This is a genomic window from Blastococcus sp. SYSU D00813 (assembly GCF_054050735.1).
In genome coordinates, this window is the sequence record NZ_JBJGZX010000033.1 from 1 (window position 1) to 18708 (window position 18708).

Annotated in this window: 11 protein-coding genes and 1 tRNA gene; 6 read left to right on the forward strand and 6 right to left on the reverse strand. The window is 76.3% G+C overall.

Annotation, left to right across the window (positions count from 1 at the left end):
* Positions 1 to 113: 113 nt before the first annotated feature.
* Positions 114 to 2915 carry a pyruvate dehydrogenase (acetyl-transferring), homodimeric type gene (gene aceE / locus ACI8AX_RS18495; RefSeq protein WP_456551314.1) on the reverse strand — a complete coding sequence of 934 codons (2802 nt, stop codon included), beginning with the start codon at positions 2913 to 2915 and terminating at the stop codon, positions 114 to 116.
* Positions 2916 to 3262: 347 nt separating this feature from the next.
* Here aceE and ACI8AX_RS18500 point away from each other — a divergent pair, with 347 nt between their 5' ends.
* From ACI8AX_RS18500 to ACI8AX_RS18515, 4 genes are all read left to right on the forward strand, one after another.
* Entirely contained in the window at positions 3263 to 3688 is a 426-nt protein-coding gene (locus tag ACI8AX_RS18500) for a DUF3052 domain-containing protein (protein WP_456551315.1), read from the forward strand.
* A 69-nt stretch (positions 3689 to 3757) separates the two neighbouring features.
* Positions 3758 to 4219, forward strand: coding sequence for a peroxiredoxin (locus ACI8AX_RS18505; protein ID WP_456551316.1), 462 nt, complete (start codon positions 3758 to 3760; stop codon positions 4217 to 4219).
* A gap of 71 nt (positions 4220 to 4290) precedes the next feature.
* Positions 4291 to 4362: transfer RNA gene (locus ACI8AX_RS18510), tRNA-Val, on the forward strand.
* Between the two features lie 71 nt (positions 4363 to 4433).
* Positions 4434 to 5261: an acyl-CoA thioesterase gene (locus ACI8AX_RS18515; RefSeq protein ID WP_456551317.1), complete on the forward strand. Its 828-nt coding sequence runs from the start codon at positions 4434 to 4436 to the stop codon at positions 5259 to 5261.
* Positions 5262 to 5280: 19 nt separating this feature from the next.
* Here ACI8AX_RS18515 and ACI8AX_RS18520 read toward each other — a convergent pair whose 3' ends face one another.
* From ACI8AX_RS18520 to ACI8AX_RS18530, 3 genes are all read right to left on the reverse strand, one after another.
* Positions 5281 to 7602, reverse strand: a complete 2322-nt coding sequence (locus tag ACI8AX_RS18520) for a protein kinase domain-containing protein (protein WP_456551318.1) — start codon at positions 7600 to 7602, stop codon at positions 5281 to 5283.
* A 151-nt stretch (positions 7603 to 7753) separates the two neighbouring features.
* Positions 7754 to 10381: a protein kinase domain-containing protein gene (locus tag ACI8AX_RS18525; RefSeq protein WP_456551319.1), complete on the reverse strand. Its 2628-nt coding sequence runs from the start codon at positions 10379 to 10381 to the stop codon at positions 7754 to 7756.
* A gap of 115 nt (positions 10382 to 10496) precedes the next feature.
* Positions 10497 to 11300 carry an esterase/lipase family protein gene (locus ACI8AX_RS18530; RefSeq protein ID WP_456551320.1) on the reverse strand — a complete coding sequence of 268 codons (804 nt, stop codon included), beginning with the start codon at positions 11298 to 11300 and terminating at the stop codon, positions 10497 to 10499.
* Between the two features lie 192 nt (positions 11301 to 11492).
* Between ACI8AX_RS18530 and ACI8AX_RS18535 the strand changes: the two genes are divergently transcribed.
* Together ACI8AX_RS18535 and ACI8AX_RS18540 are read left to right on the forward strand one after the other, a co-directional pair.
* On the forward strand, positions 11493 to 12425 hold the full coding sequence (locus ACI8AX_RS18535; RefSeq protein ID WP_456551321.1) for an alpha/beta fold hydrolase: 933 nt from the start codon (positions 11493 to 11495) through the stop codon (positions 12423 to 12425).
* Between the two features lie 65 nt (positions 12426 to 12490).
* Positions 12491 to 13501, forward strand: a complete 1011-nt coding sequence (locus tag ACI8AX_RS18540; protein WP_456551322.1) for a zinc-dependent alcohol dehydrogenase — start codon at positions 12491 to 12493, stop codon at positions 13499 to 13501.
* An 11-nt stretch (positions 13502 to 13512) separates the two neighbouring features.
* On the opposite strand, the gene ACI8AX_RS18545 is transcribed toward ACI8AX_RS18540, so the two are convergent.
* Together ACI8AX_RS18545 and ACI8AX_RS18550 are read right to left on the reverse strand one after the other, a co-directional pair.
* Positions 13513 to 16440 carry an HAD-IB family hydrolase gene (locus tag ACI8AX_RS18545; RefSeq protein WP_456551323.1) on the reverse strand — a complete coding sequence of 976 codons (2928 nt, stop codon included), beginning with the start codon at positions 16438 to 16440 and terminating at the stop codon, positions 13513 to 13515.
* The gene (locus ACI8AX_RS18550; RefSeq protein ID WP_456551324.1) at positions 16437 to 18680 is read right to left on the reverse strand and encodes a glycerol-3-phosphate 1-O-acyltransferase; all 2244 of its coding nucleotides are present in this window, start codon (positions 18678 to 18680) and stop codon (positions 16437 to 16439) included. Before ACI8AX_RS18550 ends, ACI8AX_RS18545 begins: the two co-directional genes overlap by 4 nt.
* Between the last annotated feature and the right edge of the window lie 28 nt (positions 18681 to 18708).

Below are 18708 nucleotides of genomic sequence, written 5' to 3' on the forward strand. Positions count from 1 at the left end.
CCCCCCCCCCCCCCCCCCCCCCCCCCCCCCCCCCCCCCCCCCGCCCCCCCCCCCCCCCCCCCCCCCCCCCCCCCCCCCCCCCCCCCCCCCCCCCCCCCCCCCCCCCCCTCCACTCAGGTCGCGGGGCTGGGGTCGGTGCGCTCCTCGGCCGGGGCCGCCTGCACGTCGCGGACCTGGTACTCCTCCACCGCCCGGCGGACGACGTCGCCGTCGACCTCACCGCGGCGGGCGAGCGTCGCCAGCGTGCGGACGACGATCGACTCCGCGTCCACGTGGAAGTGCCGGCGCAGCGCCGGGCGGGTGTCGGACAGGCCGAACCCGTCGGTGCCCAGCGTCGACATGCCCCCGGGGACGTAGGGCGCGATGAGGTCGGGGACCGCCTTCATCCAGTCCGAGACCGCCACGACCGGGCCGGGGGCGTCGGCCAGGCGCTGCGTCACGTACGGCGTCCGGACCTCCTCGCCCGGGTGCAGCAGGTTCCACTCCTCGCACTCGTCGGCCTGGCGGCGCAGCTCGGTCCAGGAGGTCACCGACCACACGTCGGCCGACACACCCCAGTCCTCGCGCAGCAGCTCCTGCGCCCGCAGCGCCCACGGCACCGCGACGCCGGAGGCCAGCACCTGCGCCTTCGGGCCGTCACCCTGGCCGGGCGCGTAGCGGTACATGCCCGCGAGCAGGCCCTGGACGTCGAGGTCCTCGGGCTCGGCCGGCTGCTGGAACGGCTCGTTGTAGACGGTCAGGTAGTACATGACGTCGGGCGAGCGGTGCCCGCCCAGCGGCGCCCCCGGGTCCTGCCCGTACATCCGCACCAGCGCGTCGCGGGTGATGTGCGCGACCTCGTAGGAGAACGCCGGGTCGTAGGAGACGACCGCCGGGTTGGTGTGCGCCAGCAGCAGCGAGTGCCCGTCCTCGTGCTGCAGGCCCTCCCCGTTGAGCGTCGTCCGCCCCGCGGTGGCGCCCAGCACGAAGCCGCGCGCCATCTGGTCGGCCGCGGCCCAGAAGCCGTCGCCGGTCCGCTGGAACCCGAACATCGAGTAGAAGATGTAGATCGGGATCATCGGCTCGCCGTGCGTGGAGTAGGACGTGCCGACGGCGGTGAACGACGCGGTGGACCCGGCCTCGTTGATGCCCTCGTGCAGGATCTGGCCCTGCTCGGACTCCTTGTAGGCCAGCATCAGCTCGCGGTCGACCGAGGTGTAGCGCTGGCCGGCCGGGTTGTAGATCTTCTGCGTCGGGAAGAGCGAGTCCATCCCGAAGGTGCGCGCCTCGTCGGGGATGACCGGCACGAACCGCGGGCCGAGCTCCGGGTCCTTGAGCAGCTCCTTGAGCAGCCGGACGAACGCCATCGTCGTGGCGACCTCCTGCTTGCCCGAGCCGCGGCGCAGCACGTCGAGGGCCTTGTCCTCCGGCCCCTTGAGCGTCTTGAACTCCGACCGCCGCCGCGGCACCGCCCCGCCCAGGGCCCGCCGCCGCTCGAGCATGTACTGCATCTCGTCGGAGTCCGGGTCGGGCTTGTAGTAGGGCGGCAGGGTCTTGTCCAGCGCCTCGTCGGGGATCGGCAGGTAGAGCCGGTCGCGGAAGGCGGCGAGGTCCTCGGCCGTCAGCTTCTTCATCTGGTGGGTGGAGTTGCGGCCCTCGAAGTGGCTGCCCAGGGTCCAGCCCTTGATGGTCTTGGCGAGGATGACCGTCGGCTGGCCCTTGTGCTCCACCGCGGCCTTGAACGCCGCGTAGACCTTGCGGTAGTCGTGCCCGCCGCGGGAGAGGTCCCAGACCTCCTTGTCGCTCATGTTCTCCACGAGCTTGCGGGTGCGCGGGTCCTTGCCGAAGAAGTGCTCGCGGACGAAGGCACCGTCCTCGGCCTTGTAGGTCTGGTAGTCGCCGTCGGGCGTCTGGTTCATGATGTTGACCAGCGCGCCGTCGCGGTCGGCGGCCAGCAGCGGGTCCCACTCCCGGCCCCAGATCACCTTGATCACGTTCCAGCCGGCGCCGCGGAAGAACGACTCCAGCTCCTGGATGACCTTGCCGTTGCCCCGGACCGGCCCGTCGAGCCGCTGCAGGTTGCAGTTGACGACGAACGTGAGGTTGTCCAGCTCCTCGCGGGCGGCCAGGCCGATGACCCCGAGCGACTCCGGCTCGTCCATCTCGCCGTCGCCGAGGAACGCCCACACGTGCTGGTCGGAGGTGTCCTTGATGCCCCGCGCGTGCAGGTACCGGTTGAACCGGGCCTGGTAGACGGCGTTCATCGGGCCCAGACCCATCGAGACGCTGGGGAACTCCCAGAACTCGGGCATCAGCCGCGGGTGCGGGTAGGACGACAGCCCGCCGCCGGGGTGGCTGACCTCCTGCCGGAAGCCGTCGAGCTGCTGCTCGGTCAGCCGGCCCTCGAGGTAGGCGCGGGCGTAGATGCCGGGGGAGGCGTGCCCCTGGAACCAGATCTGGTCGCCGCCGCCGGGGTGGTCCTTGCCGCGGAAGAAGTGGTTGAAGCCGACCTCGTACAGCGAGGCGGAGGAGGCGTAGGAGGAGATGTGCCCGCCGACGCCGATGCCGGGCCGCTGCGCGCGGTGGACCATGATCGCGGCGTTCCAGCGGATGTAGGCGCGGATGCGCCGCTCGACGTGCTCGTCGCCCGGGAACCAGGGCTCGCGCTCCGGCGGGATCGTGTTGATGTAGTCGGTGCTGCGCAGCGCCGGGACGCCGACCTGCTGCTGGCGGCTGCGCTCGAGCATCCGGAGCATCAGGTAGCGGGCCCGGCCGCGGCCGGCGTGGTCGACGACGGCGTCGAGGGACTCCAGCCACTCCTGGGTCTCGTCGGGGTCGGTGTCGACCAGCTGGCTGGGGAGCCCGTCGGTGATCACCGCGCGGGCCTGTCCTGCATCGCGGGCGGGGTCGCCGCCCGACTGCTGCGGTGCGCTCATGACCCCATCCTCCCGCCGCGCGGCCGTCGCCGTCACGCACGCGCCCATCTGACGGGATCCCGCCGTGTCGTCGCCGGTCCGCCGGGGACCTGACCGCCTGCGCCCGGCCTCGCGCCGGGCCCGTGCTCGACCTTGCGCTCGCCGGGGCATGCCCTACGCTTCCGCCCACGTGGCCCGAACGCCGGGCCCAGCGGACCGAGGGAAGACGGGGGTGACATGACCAGGCTGCGGGTGACCCTCCCGCCGGTCGTGTCCGCCCCGCGGCGCCCGGCCGCCGCGCCCGCCGCCGGGCGCCCCGTCGCCGGCGACCGGAGGGCCGTCGTCACACCCATGGAGGACGAGCAGGGATGAGCGTCGACTCGGGCAGCGCCGGCATGGCGGCCCGGCTGGGCATCAAGCCGGGCATGGTCGTGCAGGAGCTCGGCTGGGACGAGGACGCCGACGAGGACCTGCGCGACTCCATCGTCGAGGTCTCCGGCAGCGAGATGGTCGACGAGGACACCGACGAGGTGGCCGATGTCGTCGTCCTGTGGTGGCGGGAGGACGACGGGGACCTGTTCGACGCCCTGACCGACGCCCTCACCTCGCTGGCCGACGACGGCGTGGTGTGGCTGCTGGTCCCCAAGTCCGGCCGGCCGGGGCACGTCGAGCCCGGCGACGTCACCGAGGTGGCCCCCACCGCGGGGCTGCAGCAGACCAGCAGCATCTCCGCCGCCAAGGAGTGGTCGGGCATCCGCCTGGTCACGCCGAAGGCCGCGCGCTCCCGCCGCTGACACGCCCCTCCCGCGGGCTCGCGGGAGGCCCCTGCGAGGGGACCGGGAGGGTTGCGGCAAGATCACGGCATGAGCCTCTCCGTCGGTGACCGCGCGCCCGAGTTCAGCCTCCCCGACCAGGACAAGCAGGTCGTCTCCCTCGCCGAGCTGCGGGGGAAGCCGGTCCTGGTCGTCTTCTACCCGTTCGCCTTCTCGGGCATCTGCACCGGCGAGCTGTGCCAGCTGCGCGACGAGCTCACCACCTACACCGACGCCGGCGTGCAGGTGGTGGCCATCAGCACCGACCCGGTCTTCAGCCTCAAGGCGTTCAAGGAGCAGCAGGGGCTGCCCTTCCCGCTGCTGTCGGACTTCTGGCCGCACGGCAGCACCGCCCAGGCCTACGGCGTCTTCAACGAGAAGGCGGGCATGGCGGTGCGCGGCACCTTCCTCGTCGACGCCGAGGGCGTCGTCCGCTTCGCCGAGGTGAACCAGCCCGGCGACGCGCGTCAGCAGACCGGCTGGAAGGACGCGGTCGCGCAGCTCGCCGCCTGACGGAGTGGGAGGAGCGCGGTCCCCGCGCTCCTCCCACTCCGTTGCCCGGGGAGACCTACCCTGGGCGCGCGGGGCGCGTAGCTCAGCGGGAGAGCTCTCGCCTTACAAGCGAGCGGTCGCCGGTTCGATCCCGGCCGCGCCCACCCCCGGACCCCGCCGCGCCTCCCGGTGCCGGCGCCGGAGCAGGTTCCGACGTCGACGGATGAGGTGAGCGGTGGAGCAGGTCGCCCGGGTCGTGGCCGCGCTGGGCGTGGAGCCGCTGGGGGAGGACCGCTTCGGCGTCTCCGGGGCCTCGCCGCTGGCCCGCGAGACGCTGTTCGGCGGCGCGCTGCTGGTGCAGGCGCTGCTGTCGGCGGACGCGACGGTCCCCGACGACTACGCGGTGCACCACCTGCACGGGGAGTTCCCGCAGCGCGGCCGCGCCGGTGAGCCGATCGTCTTCGCCGTCGACCGGGTCAAGGACGGCCGCGCGCTGACCAGCCGCCGGGTCGTGGGCCACCAGGGCGGGCGGGTGGTCGTGACGCTCGAGGCCTCGTTCCAGCGGGCGCGGGAGGAGGGCGCGCAGTTCCACGTGCCCGGCGCCCTCACCTTCCCGGCGGGCGCCGTCGCGGCCGGGGACCTGGCCGTGCACGCCGACGGCGGCTTCGGCGTCGAGTTCGTCGACGCGACCGGCAGCGCCAACGGCACGGCCTCCACCGACGTCCAGGCCTGGTACCGCACCGGGGAGCCGCTGCCCGGCGCCGCCGTCTGGCACGCCGCCGTCCTGACGCTGGTCTCGGACATGGCCGTGCCCACGGTCGCCATCACCGCGGCCGGGCTGCACGCCGGCGGGCCGGACGGCGAGGGCGGCCCGGGCACGGTGGCCACGACGAGCGTCAACCACACCATGTGGTTCCACCGCCCGCTGCGCGCCGACGAGTGGTTCGTGCTCACCTCGCAGCCGCTGTCGACGGCGCACGGCCGCGGCGTCGCGCTCGGCTCCGCGTACGACGGCGCGGGCCGGCACGTCGCCTCGGTCGTGCAGGAGATCTACCTCAAGTGACGGCGGGCGTCACCGGCGCTCAGCAGGACGCCTGCCGGTAGGTGTAGGTCACCGACTGGCCCCAGGCGATCACCGTGCCGGGACCGACGCTCTGCGCGGCGATGGTGTCGGGCGGGCTGCCCACCGTGCAGAAGAAGCCGGGCGCCGAGATGTCGGCGACGTCGGGGTTGCCGTTCTCCCCGCAGCCCCGGCCGCAGCCGTAGGTGTTCACGTAGTTCGGCATCGTCGTGTGGGTGTCGCGGACCGTCCACGTGACGGTGCGCGAGGTGGAGGCACCCGCGGCGTCGGTCACGGTCACCGTCACGGGGAAGCCGCGGGCCTGGATGGCGCCGCGGGTGGTGGTCACCGCCGCGGCCGACGCGCTGACCGTCCCGGTGATCCGGCCGTTGGCGTGCGCCAGCCCCGGCGGCAGGCCGCTCACCGCGACCGTCACCGCGCCGCCGTCGGGGTCGGACCCGCCGAAGGTGACCCCCGGGGACTGCAGCTCGTTGCTGGTCACGTCGGAGGCGCTCACCACCGGCGCCCGGTTGGCCGGCGCCGGCGCGGGGGCGCCGCCCTGGTCCGCCGGGGGAGCCGGGGCCGCCTGCGGCGCGGAGCCGCCACCGCCGGCGGGCACGGGCACCGGGACGGTCCCGCCGCCCCCGGTGCCGCCGGTGCCCCCGGTCGTGCTGCCGGTCGTGCCGCCGCCGCCCGTGGCGCCGGGGACGGCCGGCGCGCTGCCGGTGCCCGGCAGGACGGTCGTCCCGCCGTCGGCCTGGGGTGGCGTGCCCGCGTCCGCGCCGGTGCCGGTGCCGGTGCCGGTGTCCGTGCCGGTGGGGGGCGCCTCCGCGGGTGCGGCGCCCTCCTCCTCGGCGAGCTCCAGGCGCTTGAGGTCGGCGGCCTCCTGCGTCGCCACGGTGGCCTCGGCGACCTGGTCGCGGACCTCCTCGAGGTGCTCCCGGGAGGGTTCGACGTCCTCGGGCACCGGCACCGACCAGGTCAGCGGCTGCGTGCCGTCGGGGGCGAGGTCGAACACCCAGCACGCCAGGAGCTGGTCGGCGAGCTCGGAGTGCGGGTCGACCGAGAACTCGACGTCGTCCAGGCTCGGCGCGAGCTCCTCGGGGATCGGCTCGATCCAGCTCACCCGGACGCCGGCGTCGGACGTGTTCACCAGCCGCACCGTGCTCACGACCTCGGACAGGTCGTCGGAGTAGCCGTACTCGCGGTGCACCTGCAGCCCCTGCGCGGTGTCCACGACCGACTCCGCCAGGCGCAGCTCGGGCTGCTCGGCCGCGTCGTCCCGCCAGGGCGCGGCGATGCCGAGGGCGGCGCCGGCGACGGCGACGACGCCGAGGAGGGCGACCAGGACCGACGCCAGCCGGTTGCGGCGGCGGGGACGCTCGCCCGCCGGGGCCGGCAGCGGCTCGCGGCGACGGGCGACGTGCACGGTGTCCAGCCGCGGCGTCGGGCGCTCGCCGGGCGGCCGCTCGAACAGCGGGCCGATGGTGGCGACGTCCTCCACGGGCACCGGCGGGACGGCGGCGCCGAGGGCGCCGGCCACCCCCTGGAGGGCGGCGCCGAACTCCGCCGCGGTGGCCGGCCGGTCCTCCGGGTCCTTGGCCAGGGCGGCGGCGACGACGTCGGCCAGGGCGCCCGGGACGCCGAACTCGCGCAGGTCCGGCGGCGGGGCGGTGGCGATCCGGGCGATGAGCGGCGCGAGGCTCTCCTCGTCGGGCCGGTCGAACGGCGCCTGCCCGGTCAGGGCGAAGAACAGGACGCTGGCCAGCGAGTAGACGTCCGAGCGCGGGGACGCGGGGGCGCCGCCGATGATCTCCGGGGCGGCGTGGCCGAGGGTGGCGCTGACCGAGCCCGAGCGCGTCTCGAACGCCGTCCGCATCCGGGCGATGCCGAAGTCGACGAGCTTGGGCGCGCCGAAGGTGGAGAAGAGGACGTTCTCCGGCTTCACGTCCCGGTGCACGATCCCGCTGCGGTGGGCGGTCTCCAGCGCGCCGGCGAGCGCCGCCCCCCACGCGACGACGTCGCGCGGCTCGGCCGGGCCGTCGGCGGCGGTCCGCTCGGCCAGCGAGCCGCCGGGCAGGTACTCCATGACGAGGTAGAGCTCGCCGTCGGCGGTCTGCCCGGCGTCGTGGATCGACACGATGTTCGGGTGGCCCGACAGCGCGCCCAGCGACCGGCACTCGCGCGCGAAGCGGGCCAGCACCTCGTCGCTGAGCCCGGCGTCGCGGATGACCTTGAGCGCGACGTCGCGGTCGAACCGCTCGTCGCGGGCCCGGTAGACGACGCCGAAGCCGCCCCGGCCGATCTCGACCGGCTCACCCAGCCCGGCAACCCCTGGTGGCATGCCCGTGCCCCGTACTCGTCGTCGGACCCCCCGTGGCCACCCGGCGCCGGGCACGAGCCCTGGTCGGCGCCGACCGGTTGCCGGGAAGGTACGTGCCCGCGCCGCCCAGCGGAACCGTCCCGGGGGCGGCTCCCCCCGATCTGGGGGCCGGTCAACCCCTCCCGGGCGACGCGCCGGGCGGCGGCGGGACCTCCGGGCGCCCGATGACGGTCCGCGGCGCGGGCGCGGGGGGCGCCAGCGCCGCCTGGGCCGCCAGCACCAGCTCCAGGCAGCTGGCGTAGCGGGCCTCGCGGTCCTTCTGCAGCGCGCGGGTGACCACCTCGGCCAGCGCGGCGGGGGTCTCCGGGCGCAGCGTTCGGACGTCGGGGACCGGGCCGGCCATCACCGAGGCCAGCAGCGGCGCCATGTCCACCGCCGGGAACGCGCGGCGCCCGGTCAGCGCCTCGAAGAGCACCGCGCCGAGCGAGTACACGTCGGCCCGCCGGTCCAGCGGCAGGCCCTCCAGCTGCTCGGGCGCGGCGTAGGCCAGCGTGAGCGGGGCCTCCCCGGCACCGGTCAGCGACACCGCCGCCGCGAGGTCCTTGGCGATGCCGAAGTCGGTGAGCATCGCCTGCTCCGTGCCGTCCGCGTGCCGGCGCAGCAGCACGTTCGCGGGCTTCACGTCGCGGTGCAGCAGCCCGGCCTCGTGCGCGGCGTCCAGCGCCCGGCCGACGTCGGTGACCACCGCGACCGCGGCCTCGGGCGGGAAGGGCCCGCGCTCGCGCAGCGCGGTGTCCAGGTCCGGCCCGGGGATGTAGCGCATCGACATCCACAGCAGGTCGCCGTCCTGACCGCGGTCGACGACGTCGACGACGTTGGGGTGGTCCAGCCGGCACAGCACGTCGGACTCGCGCTCGAACCGCTCGCGGAACTGCCGGTGCCCGGCGAAGCCCGGGTGCAGCACCTTGAGGGCCACGTCGCGGGGCAGCGACCGGTGCCGCGCGAGGTAGACCGCCCCCATGCCGCCGGCGCCCAGCTGCCGCTTGAGCAGGTAGCCGCCCACCGTGGAGCCCACCGGGATGGGCTCCACGGTGCCGGAGGGCTGCTCGGGCTCCCGCTCCCGCCCGCGCAGGACCTCCTCCGGGGTCGGGTCGCCCATGCCGAGCAGCCGCGCGCCCGGCTCGGAGGCCGGTGCGCTGTCGTCGCCGCTGCCGTCGGCGTCGTCGAGCCCGGCGAGGTTCCAGGCCGCGGTCTCCAGCGGGCCGGGCGGGACGACGTCGAGGCTCGCGTCGGTCACCGTCGTCCCCGTGTCGGTCCAGGTGACGGCGCAGCCGGGCGGCGCCACCGAGACGACCGCCCGGCACGCCTCGGGCAGGCCGCCGCGGCGCCGGCCGAGCCAGACCACGTGCACGTCGACCGACGGGCCGTGCTGCAGCAGCGGCTCGACGGTCTCGCGCGAGAGGGGCAGGTCCTCGTCGACGAGGAGGACGACGGCCGGCTCACCGGCGGGGCGGGCGTCGCGGTCCCGCGCGCGCTCGGTCACCAGCGCGGTCAGCGAGGTCAGCAGGCGGCGGGCGTCGTCCGGCCCGGTCGCGAGCATCGGCCCGTCGTCGGACCCGGCGTGCGGGAGGGCGGCGAACCAGGCCCATCCGGTGCGGCTGCCGAGCGCCGCGGCCAGCCGCAGGTCGCGCGGGCTGTGCAGGGCGGCGAGCTGCAGAGACAGCCACCGGGCCAGCGCCAGCACCTGCTCGCGCGCGCCGGCCACCCCGACGGCGCCGACGTCGGGGAGCCGCACGGTGAGCGGCGCGCAGCGGGCGACGGCGTACGGCTCGAGGGAGCGGACGGCGTCCTCGCGCTGCTCCGGGTCGCCGCCGTCGGCCAGCCGGTAGCCCGCCTGCGACGGCAGGTCGGTCCAGCCGACCCGGACCTGCAGCCAGTCGCCGTCGCCGGGGCGGCGCTCCCACAGGTCGGGCGCCGGGCCCTCGGTGCGGCGCAGCACGTCGGCCAGGTCGGGCGCGGCCGCCCAGCGGCGGACGCCCTCCACCGCCAGGTCGCGCTCCAGGCCGGCGCGCGCGGCCGCGAGCGTGCTGTGGAAGGCCTTCTCCCGGAACCGGTGGTCGCGCGACGCGCGGGACCACGGGAGCAGGACCCGGGGCCGGGGGCCGGGCGGCGCCGACACCAGGTGGGGCGGGGGAGGGCCCGGCACCGGCGGGCGGGGCGGACGGCGGAGACGGGCGACGCCGCGGACCACCGGCAGGTGCGGCACGGGCGGTGGCTGCCGGGGGTGGTGGCGCAGCACGGTGGAGGCGGCCTCGACGGGGGCGTCGACGGGCACCGGGGTGGGGGCGGTGAGCGGCCGGCCGAACAGGTGGGTGCCGTTCAGCGACCCCAGGTCCTCGGCGAGGACGTCGTCCCCGTCGGCGGTGAAGCGCACGTGCTCGCGGGACAGGCCCGGGTCGTCGAGCCGCAGCTGCCCCTCGCGGCCGGCGGTGACGGCTCCGTCGAGCACCAGGCGCGCGCCCGCCGACGGGCCGATGCCCACCACGAGCTCGGTGCCCGAGACCGGCTGCGGCGGCGGGGCGGCCGCGGTGAGGACGTCGCCGTTGCGCAGTCCCAGCTCGGAGATCGGCTGGTCGACGTCGAGGGCGGTGCGGGTGCGCGCGATCCGCAGCTGCCCGCCGCCGGAGCGGGTCACCAGCCCCGCCCGCACGAGGAGGTCGACGACGGCGCGGCCGGCGGGGTCGCCGTGCACGTCGATCTCGACGAGCTCGGGCTCGCTCCCCGTCAGCCGCAGCCACACGGGGCGCACCCTCCCAGAAAACCGCCCCGCCGGACCCCCGCGGCTGCGCGGTCGGGTGGCCGGGTCAGCCGACCGGGGGAGTCCGGGCCGCCCCCCGGCCGCCCGCGGGGGCGGCTCAGGCCGCCGTGGCGGCCAGCGGGGAGGACGGCTCGGGCACGTCCGGGCGGGGGAAGACCGGCCGCAGCACCGCCGGGGCGCGGAAGTGCCGCCAGGTCCCCTCGGGCTGCGCGAGCCGGTCGGTCACCGCGTACACGACCGCCGGGTGGTGGCCCAGGCCCAGGTGGCTGGCGTGGACGGCGATGTTCTCCGCCCGCGGACCGGGGGTCTCCAGGCAGGTCTGCCAGTGCACGATGCCGTCGGCGTGCGAGTAGACCGACGTCGCGGGCACCGGCAGCGGGGTGCACTCGCTCTCCAGCGGGAACGACACCGAGTCCACGTGCAGGTGGGAGAAGCGGTTGAACACCCGGGCCGCGCGGGTCTGCGACTCGCAGGTCAGCCGGAACGGGCTGCCCAGGGTGATGACCTGCCGCACCGAGTCGGGGGTGGCCCGGGCGAGCTCGCGGGCGAAGATGCCGCCGAGGCTCCAGCCGACGAGGCTGACCGGCCGGCCGTAGCGGTCGGCGAGGTCGTCCAGCCGGCGGCGCATGCCGTCGACGCAGGTCGGCGTCGGGCCGATGTTGCGGCCCAGCCGCCAGCCGTGGACGCGGTAGTCCAGCCGCCGCAGGGTGGCCCGGAGGGTGCGCGTGGAGGTGTCGTCGGCCAGCAGGCCCGGCAGCACCAGGACCGGGTGGCCGTCGCCGGAGGGGAGCGCCTGCAGGAGGGGCCGCGCGGCCAGGTACAGGCCGTAGTCGGCCACGGCCCGGCCCGGCTCGCTCAGGTAGAGCGGGAGCGCGGGGCCGCCGTTGGGCTGTCGTGCCACGGATCTCCTCCTCGATGACCGGCGTTGGTCACCCGCCCGTTACCCGTGGCGGGACGGCGGGCACACCCGCCGAGACACATCCGTGTTCTCGGCAGCGTGCTGTGGCGGCCGACACAGGGTCGTCCCACCCGTCCCGTGCGTCGCGCACGACCCGGGCGGGCAGCGCGGCCGGCGGCGTGCCACGGTGGTCGGGTGGACGAGACGCAGGTCCCCGGGCGCTCCCTGACCGTGGAGCTCGACGGCCCGGTGCACTTCGTGGACTTCGGCGGGGCCGGGGGCGGGCCCCCGGTCGTGCTGGTGCACGGGCTGGGCGGCTCGCACCTGAACTGGGACCTGCTCGCGCCGCTGCTCACCCCGCACGCCCGGGTGCTGGCCCTGGACCTGCCGGGCTTCGGCCGCAGCGAGCCGGGGGAGCGGCGGGCGAGCGTGCCGGCCAACGTCCTGGTGCTCGACCGGTTCCTGCGCGAGGTGGTCCAGGGCCCGGCGGTCCTGGTCGGCAACTCGATGGGCGGGATGATCTCGCTGTTCGAGTCGGCGCGCTCCCCGCAGCGGGTGTGCGGCACCGTGCTGCTCGACCCGGCGGTGCCCGGTCCGCGCCGGGCGCTGGACCCCACGGTCGCGCTCCAGTTCGCCGTCTACGCCGTCCCCTTCCTGGCCGAGCGCGTCCTCTGGCTGCGGAGGATGCGCACGACGCCCCTGTCCCGGGTGCGCGAGCTGCTCGAGCTCTGCGGCGTCGACCCCGACGCGCTGCCCGCCGAGGTGATCGACCGGTCGGTGACGCTGCTGGAGGAGCGGCGCGACGTCGCCGGGATGGACAAGGCGTTCCTCGCCGCCGCCCGCTCCCTGCTGTGGGTGCTGGCCGACCCGCGGCGCTACCGGGAGGCGATGGCCGCCATCTCCGGGCCGGTGCTGCTGGTGCACGGCGACCGCGACCGGCTGGTCCCGGTGGCCGCCGCCCGCGACATCGCCGAGCGCCACCCCGGCTGGCGCTACGTCGAGCTGGCCGACGTCGGCCACGTGCCGCAGCTGCAGGTGCCCGAGGTGGTGGCCGGTCACCTGCTCGGGTGGCTGCGGGACTCCGGCCTGCTGCCGGCCGCCGACGGGGAGCCCGCCGACCGCGGCTGACCGCTTCCCCGCGACGCGTGGGTCGTGGTGGGGTGACCGGCGTCGTCCCCACCGTGGAGGTGCCCGTGCGCGCAGCCGTCTTCGACCGGCCGGGGGAGCCGATCCGCGTCGAGCAGCTCCCCGACCCCGAGCCCGGGCCGGGCGAGGTCCTCGTGCGCGTCGGGCGCTGCGGGGTCTGCGGCACCGACGTCGCGATGACGTCGGACGCGTTGGTCACCTACGGCCCGGGGCCGTTCGGGCACGAGTTCGCCGGCGAGGTCGTCGACGTCGGCCCCGGCGTCGACCGGGCCCGCACCGGGCAGCACGTGGCGTGCCTGCCGGTCACGCCGTGCGGCGACTGCGCGGGCTGCGCGTCGGGCTACGCGCTGACCTGCGCGGCGCCGCGTGGCGGGGCGGCCGGGTTCGCCGAGCTCGCCGTCGTCCCCGCCGACGGGGCCGTCCCGCTGCCGGGGTCGCTGAGCCCCGCCGACGGCGCCCTCGTCGAGCCGATGGCCTGCGGGCTGCACGCCCTGCGGATGGGCCGGCTGCGCGTCGGCGACCGGGTGCTCGTGCTGGGCGCGGGCTCCATGGCGCTGTCGGCGGTGCACTGGGCGCGGCGGATGGGCGCCGGCCGCGTCGTCGTCGCCTCCCGGTCCGCGCACCGGCGCGAGGTCGTCATGGCGCTGGGCGCCGACGCCTTCCACAGCACGGCCGAGGACGACCCGGCGGAGCTGGACGCCCTGCTGGGCGGCCCGGTGGACCTCGTCGCCGAGTGCATCGGCAAGGAGGGGGCGGTGGCCCGCGCGGTCGAGCTGGTGGGCCGCGGCGGCACCGTCGTCTCCATGGGGATGTGCATGGCCGCCGAGACCGTCGTCCCGGCGCTGTGCGCCTTCAAGGAGGCGAGCCTGGTGTTCCCGCTGGGCTACACGGTGGGCGAGTTCGTGGAGAGCGCCCGCGCCTTCGACGCCGGCCGGCTGAGCGCGGAGCTCATGGTCAGCGACGTCATCGCCCTGGACGCGCTGCCGGCGACGATGGAGCAGCTGCGGGCGGGCACCCGGAGCGCGCTCAAGGTGCTCGTGGACCCCGCCCTGGGCTGACGGCCGCCGGCTCACCTCCTGCCGAGCGCCACCACCTCGTCCAGCCCCGCCTGCAGGTCGGCCACCAGCCCCTCGGGGTCGGTCACGGCCGCGGAGTCGACGTTGACGCCGATGCAGCACTGCCCCTCGTGCGACAGCAGCGTGATCATCGCCGCGCAGCCGGGCAGCGGGCCGAAGGGGAACATCCGGGTGATCCGCGAGCCGGCGATGTAGACCGGGTGGGAGACCCCGGGGACGTTCGACAGCTGGACGTCGTTCGCGCTGGTCAGCCGCCCCGACACGGCGCCGATCACCGGTGCGGGCAACCAGCTCAGCGTGGGGGCGAGCAGGTCGTTGAGCACGCCGGAGCTGCTGTCGCTGCGCACCGACAGCACGAACTCGCGGATGGTGCGGATCCGGTCGGCGGGGTCGGCCTGGTCGAGCGGGGCGGGGAAGCGGGCCCCGGTGAAGCGGTTGCCGCCCTCGGGGGCGTCCTGGGTGCGCAGGCTGATCGGGATGCCCACGGCCAGCGTGCCCAGCGGGGCGCCGTGCCGCTCGTGGTAGCGGCGGAAGCCCCCGACCATCGCGGCGAGGAAGCCGTCGTTGAGCGACCCGCCGGCGGCCTTCGCCCCGGCCTTGAGGTCGGCCAGCGGCACCTCGAGCACCTCGAGGTGCCAGTCGCCGCCGCGGGTGGCCAGCAGCGTCGAGCCCGGCCCGGGCGGGCCGAGCGTGCGGCCGGCCGAACGCGCCGAGTCCAGCGCGGAGGCGACGACGTCCCGCGGCCGGCCGGCGGCGAGCGCGTCGACGCCGCGGCGCAGCAGCTCCAGCGGCGCCGACCGCGCCGTGCCGACCAGCCGCTCGGTGAGCAGGGCGGTGCGGGAGACGCCGTCGTCGGGCAGCGGCACCGGCGGCTCGGGGCGGACCGGGTCGCGCTCGGCGGTGCGGCTGTGCAGCTTGCCCATCAGCTGGACGGCGCCCAGTCCGTCGGTGGTGCTGTGGTGGGTCTTGACCACGTAGCCGGCCCGGCCGTCGGCCAGCCCCTCGACCAGCAGCACCTCCCACAGCGGGCGGGTGCGGTCCAGCGGCGCGGAGACGAACTCCCCGACCACGTCGAGGAGCTGGCGCATGGAGCCGGGCGCGTCGAGCCGCACCCGGTGCACGTGCGCGTCGAGGTCGAGCTCCTCCACGGTCACCCACCGCGGCGTGCCCACGCCCAGGGCCGGCTCGACGACGCGCTGGCGCATCCGCGGCACCATCCGCGACGCCCACTCGTGCGCCGCGCGCAGCCGCTCCCACTCCGGGGCGGGGTCCAGCAGCTCCAGCAGGGAGACGTTGGCGCGCAGCCGCGGGTCGGCCGCCTCCGCCCGCCACATCGCCGTCTCCAGCGGGTTCATGTCCGGGGCGCTGCCCCAGTCCAGCGGCGCCGCCGGGGTGGGCACCTGCTGGCCGGCGGTGGGCTCCTCGCTGACCACCGGCCGCTCGCCGCGGCCGCCCCAGTCGGCCAGGGTGCGCAGGTACATCCCGTGCACCTCGGCGGCGCGGTCGCCGACCTCCTCGGCCGTCCAGCCCTCGGTCGGCACCGGCGGCAGCACCCGCACCTGCACGACCCCGGGGGAGACGGTGGTGGCCCCCTTCCACATCAGCTCGCCGGTGTTGCGCAGCACGATCGGCACGATCGGGACGCCGGCCTGCCTCGCGACGTGGAAGGCGCCCTTCTTGAACGGGCCGAGGGTCGGGGTGACCGACCGGGTGCCCTCGGGCGCGATCACCAGCGAGATGCCCTCGCGCAGCCGCTGCACCGCGGGCTCCAGGGCCTGGCGGGCCTGCCCGGAGTCGGCCCGGTCGACGAAGGCGACGTCGGCCAGCCGGAAGGCCAGCCCGAAGCCCGGCGTCCGCTCCAGCTCCTTCTTCGCCACGGCGGTGAAGCCGCCGCGCAGCAGCTTGGCCAGGACCACGACGTCGAGCTGGCTCTGGTGGTTGAACAGGAAGACCGCGGGGCGGGTGGCCAGGTGCTCGGCGCCCTCGACGTCGAGCCGGACGCCGGCGATCGCGCTGCCGAGCTCCCCGGCGAGGGTGATGCCCAGGTCGACCGCCTCGCGCCGCGAGCCGCCCAGGGCGCCGACCGCGACCCCGGTCGCGAAGCCGCCGAGCATGCCGCCGACGCCCGCGACCGTGCGCGCGAGGTCGGCCGCCGAGGTGCGGCCGCGGCGGCGGAAGCGGGCGACCGGCCAGGAGTAGTGGCGGGCCGCGGCGGCGAGCCCGCTGCCGGGGTTGAGCGCGCGGGCCCGCCCGACGGTGCGCAGGAAGGGCACGTCCTCGTCGCCGTTGGAGTAGGCGTAGCTCTGCGCCAGGTCGATGCCGTGCTCCTCGGCGAAGGCGCGCACGGCCGCGGCCTTGCCCTTCCGCCACAGCAGCGGGCCGCCGGGGCGGCCGGTGCAGACGCCGTCGACGATCTCGACCGGGGAGACCAGCACGTGCTCGACGCCGAGGGCCCGGGCGGCGGGCTCCACCTGGAAGCGGGTGGCCGACGACGCGAGGACGACGGTGTGCCCCGCCTGCAGGTGGGCCTGGACCAGCCGCCAGGCCTCGGGGAACAGGGAGCCGGCGATGCCCTGCACGAACAACCGCTCGCCCAGCTCGGCCAGCTCGTCCTCGCTGCGGCCGGCCCAGGCGCGCATGCCGGTGACCGTGAACCGCTCGAAGTCCTGCTCGGTGGTGACCCCGCGCAGGCCGTTGAGCAGCAGCTGTCCCAGCGCCTGCGGGGTGACCTCCAGCGAGCGCAGGTGGTGCCGGGCGAAGGCGGCCAGCGAGTAGCCGTCGATGACCGTGCCGTCGAAGTCGAAGAACGCGCCGGTGCGCGGGCCCGGCGGGGCGGCCTCGACGTCGGCGATCAGCTGCTCCTCGGTCCAGACCAGCGTGCGCGCCGTCCCGCCGTCGGTCGGCTCCTGCCCGGCGCTCACGGCTCCACCCCCACGTTCTCCCGCCGCGCGGCGGCGTCCAGCTCGTCGATCACGGCGACCCGCCCGACCACGTCGCGGACCTGGGCGGCCCACTCCTGCCGGCGGCGGGCCAGCTCCTCGCGGCCGGGGTCGACCAGGTCGAGGTTGGCGGCCAGCTGCAACGCCGTCCCGAACAGCTCGCGGGACAGCGACTCGGGCCCGTGCAGCCGGCCCTGCAGCAGCATCTGCTGCCCGACGCCGCTGCACTCGGCCAGGAAATCGGCCTGCACGACCGGCGTGCGGGGGTCCCGGGCGGCCAGCCGCTCGGCGACGACGAGCTGCGCGTCGACGAACGAGCGCAGCACGCGGTGGGCCAGCAGCAGCGGCGCCCCGCACAGCACCTCGCGCCCGTCGGCGGTCTCCCACTGCGGGTCCAGCCGCTCGAGCTCGGCGGTGAGCCGCTCCCGGTAGGCGTCCCGCTCCGGGAAGAAGAACTCGAACTTCAGCAGGTCCCGCAGCCGGAAGGCCTCGTCCCAGCGGTCGGCCGGCTCGCGCAGCATGACCAGCTCGGCGATCGCGCGGTCGACGACGTGGTGGATCGCGCCGTTGCGGTAGAAGGCGGCCACCAGGTGCTGACCGCGCTCGATGGAGTAGACCGGCTCCTCGCCGCCCTCGTACACGGTGACGACGCCCTGCTGGGCCAGGGCCGTGAGCACCCGCCGCACGCCGCCGGCGGTGTGCAGCGCGGCGCCCGAGTGCGGCCGCCCGCTCTCGGTCAGGTAGGCCAGCAGCGGCTGGAGCACCCGCTGCACCTGGGCCAGGGTGAGCGCGCGGTCGCGCACGCCCAGCAGCGCGAGGGTGACCAGCGCCGTGGCGGTGGCCGGGGTGACGGAGTTGATGCCGACGGCGACCTGGAACGCCACCTTCTGCAGCGTCAGCCGGCGGGCGTCCGGGTCGGCCGGGTCGGCGCCGCCGCGCAGGGCGGCGGCCAGCGAGAGGGGCTCGGCGAACCCGACGTGCACCGTGCCCAGCGGGGTGCGGACCTGCTCGCGGATGTAGGAGGCCATCCACGACAGCCCCTCGCCGCGCTTGGCCGCGCCGCCCTGCTCGGCGGCCATCCCGGTGACCTCGCGCAGCTGGTCGTAGGTGATCGACACGGGGACGACGTAGGCGTCCTCCACCCGGCCGCGCTCGACGGCGTCGGCCACGTAGCGCAGCAGGCCGTGCCGCGGCGGGCGCAGCTTGCCGGTGCGGCTGCGGCCGCCCTCCAGGTACCACTCGAGGTTGAACCTCTTGGCCAGCAGGAAGGCGAAGTACTCGCGGACGGCGAGCTTGTAGACCTGGTCGTCGCCGAAGCTGCGCCGGATGAAGACCAGCCCGGCGCGCTTGGCCACGGGGCCGACGGGCCAGAAGCGCAGGTTCTCCCCGCCGAGCACGTGGTTGCGCGGGAAGTCGTGGGCGGCGAGGACGTCGGCGAGCACGAGCGGGTCGACGTAGGAGCGGTGGCTGGGCAGGAAGACCAGCGGGTGGCGGCGGTTGAGCTCGCGCAGCCCGTCGAGCCGGGCGGCGTCGACCTGCACGTCCCAGGCGCGGGCGTGCACCGGCCGCAGCAGGCCGGTGAACAGCTCGACGGCGACCGGGTCCATCGCCGCGACCAGCCCGTGCAGGTCCGCGACCGCCTCGGCGGCGACCTCCTCCTCGGGACGCTCCAGCCGGGCCGCCAGGGCGGCGACCTCCGCGCGGAACTCCGGGCTGTGCTCGATCGCCTCGGCCACGTGCCGCGGCACCTTCGCCCGGTCGCCGACGACCTGCCGCTCGGCCCGGTCCAGGGCCAGGGCCGCCTGGTGGGCGACGAACGCGGCGAGGTCCCCGGTGCCGTCCCAGCGCTGGGTCAGCTCGGCCACGGTCGCCGGCTCGGCGACGACCACGCGGGCCCGCTCGGGGTCGCGGCGCAGGGCCGCGGCCTGCAGCGGGGCCGGGGGGCGGCGCAGCAGCGAGGGCCGGGCGTCCTGCAACCGGCTGCGCCGGCTCTTCCCGGACGTGCCCGGCCGGCGCGGCTGCCAGGCCACCCGCACCGCCGTCACCACCGTGTCGGGGGTCGCCCGGGCCAGCGGCCCGGCCAGCGCGGCGCCCCGCAGGGGGACGACGGTGGTCCGGTCGTCGCCGGCCGGCAGCGCGTCGGTGACCAGCCGCCGCTCCACCTCGCTGTCGGCGTCGGTGAGCACGATCAGCGGGACGTCGATGTCCACCAGCGTGGTCATGTGCACCTCTCCCCGGGGCTCCCCGGAC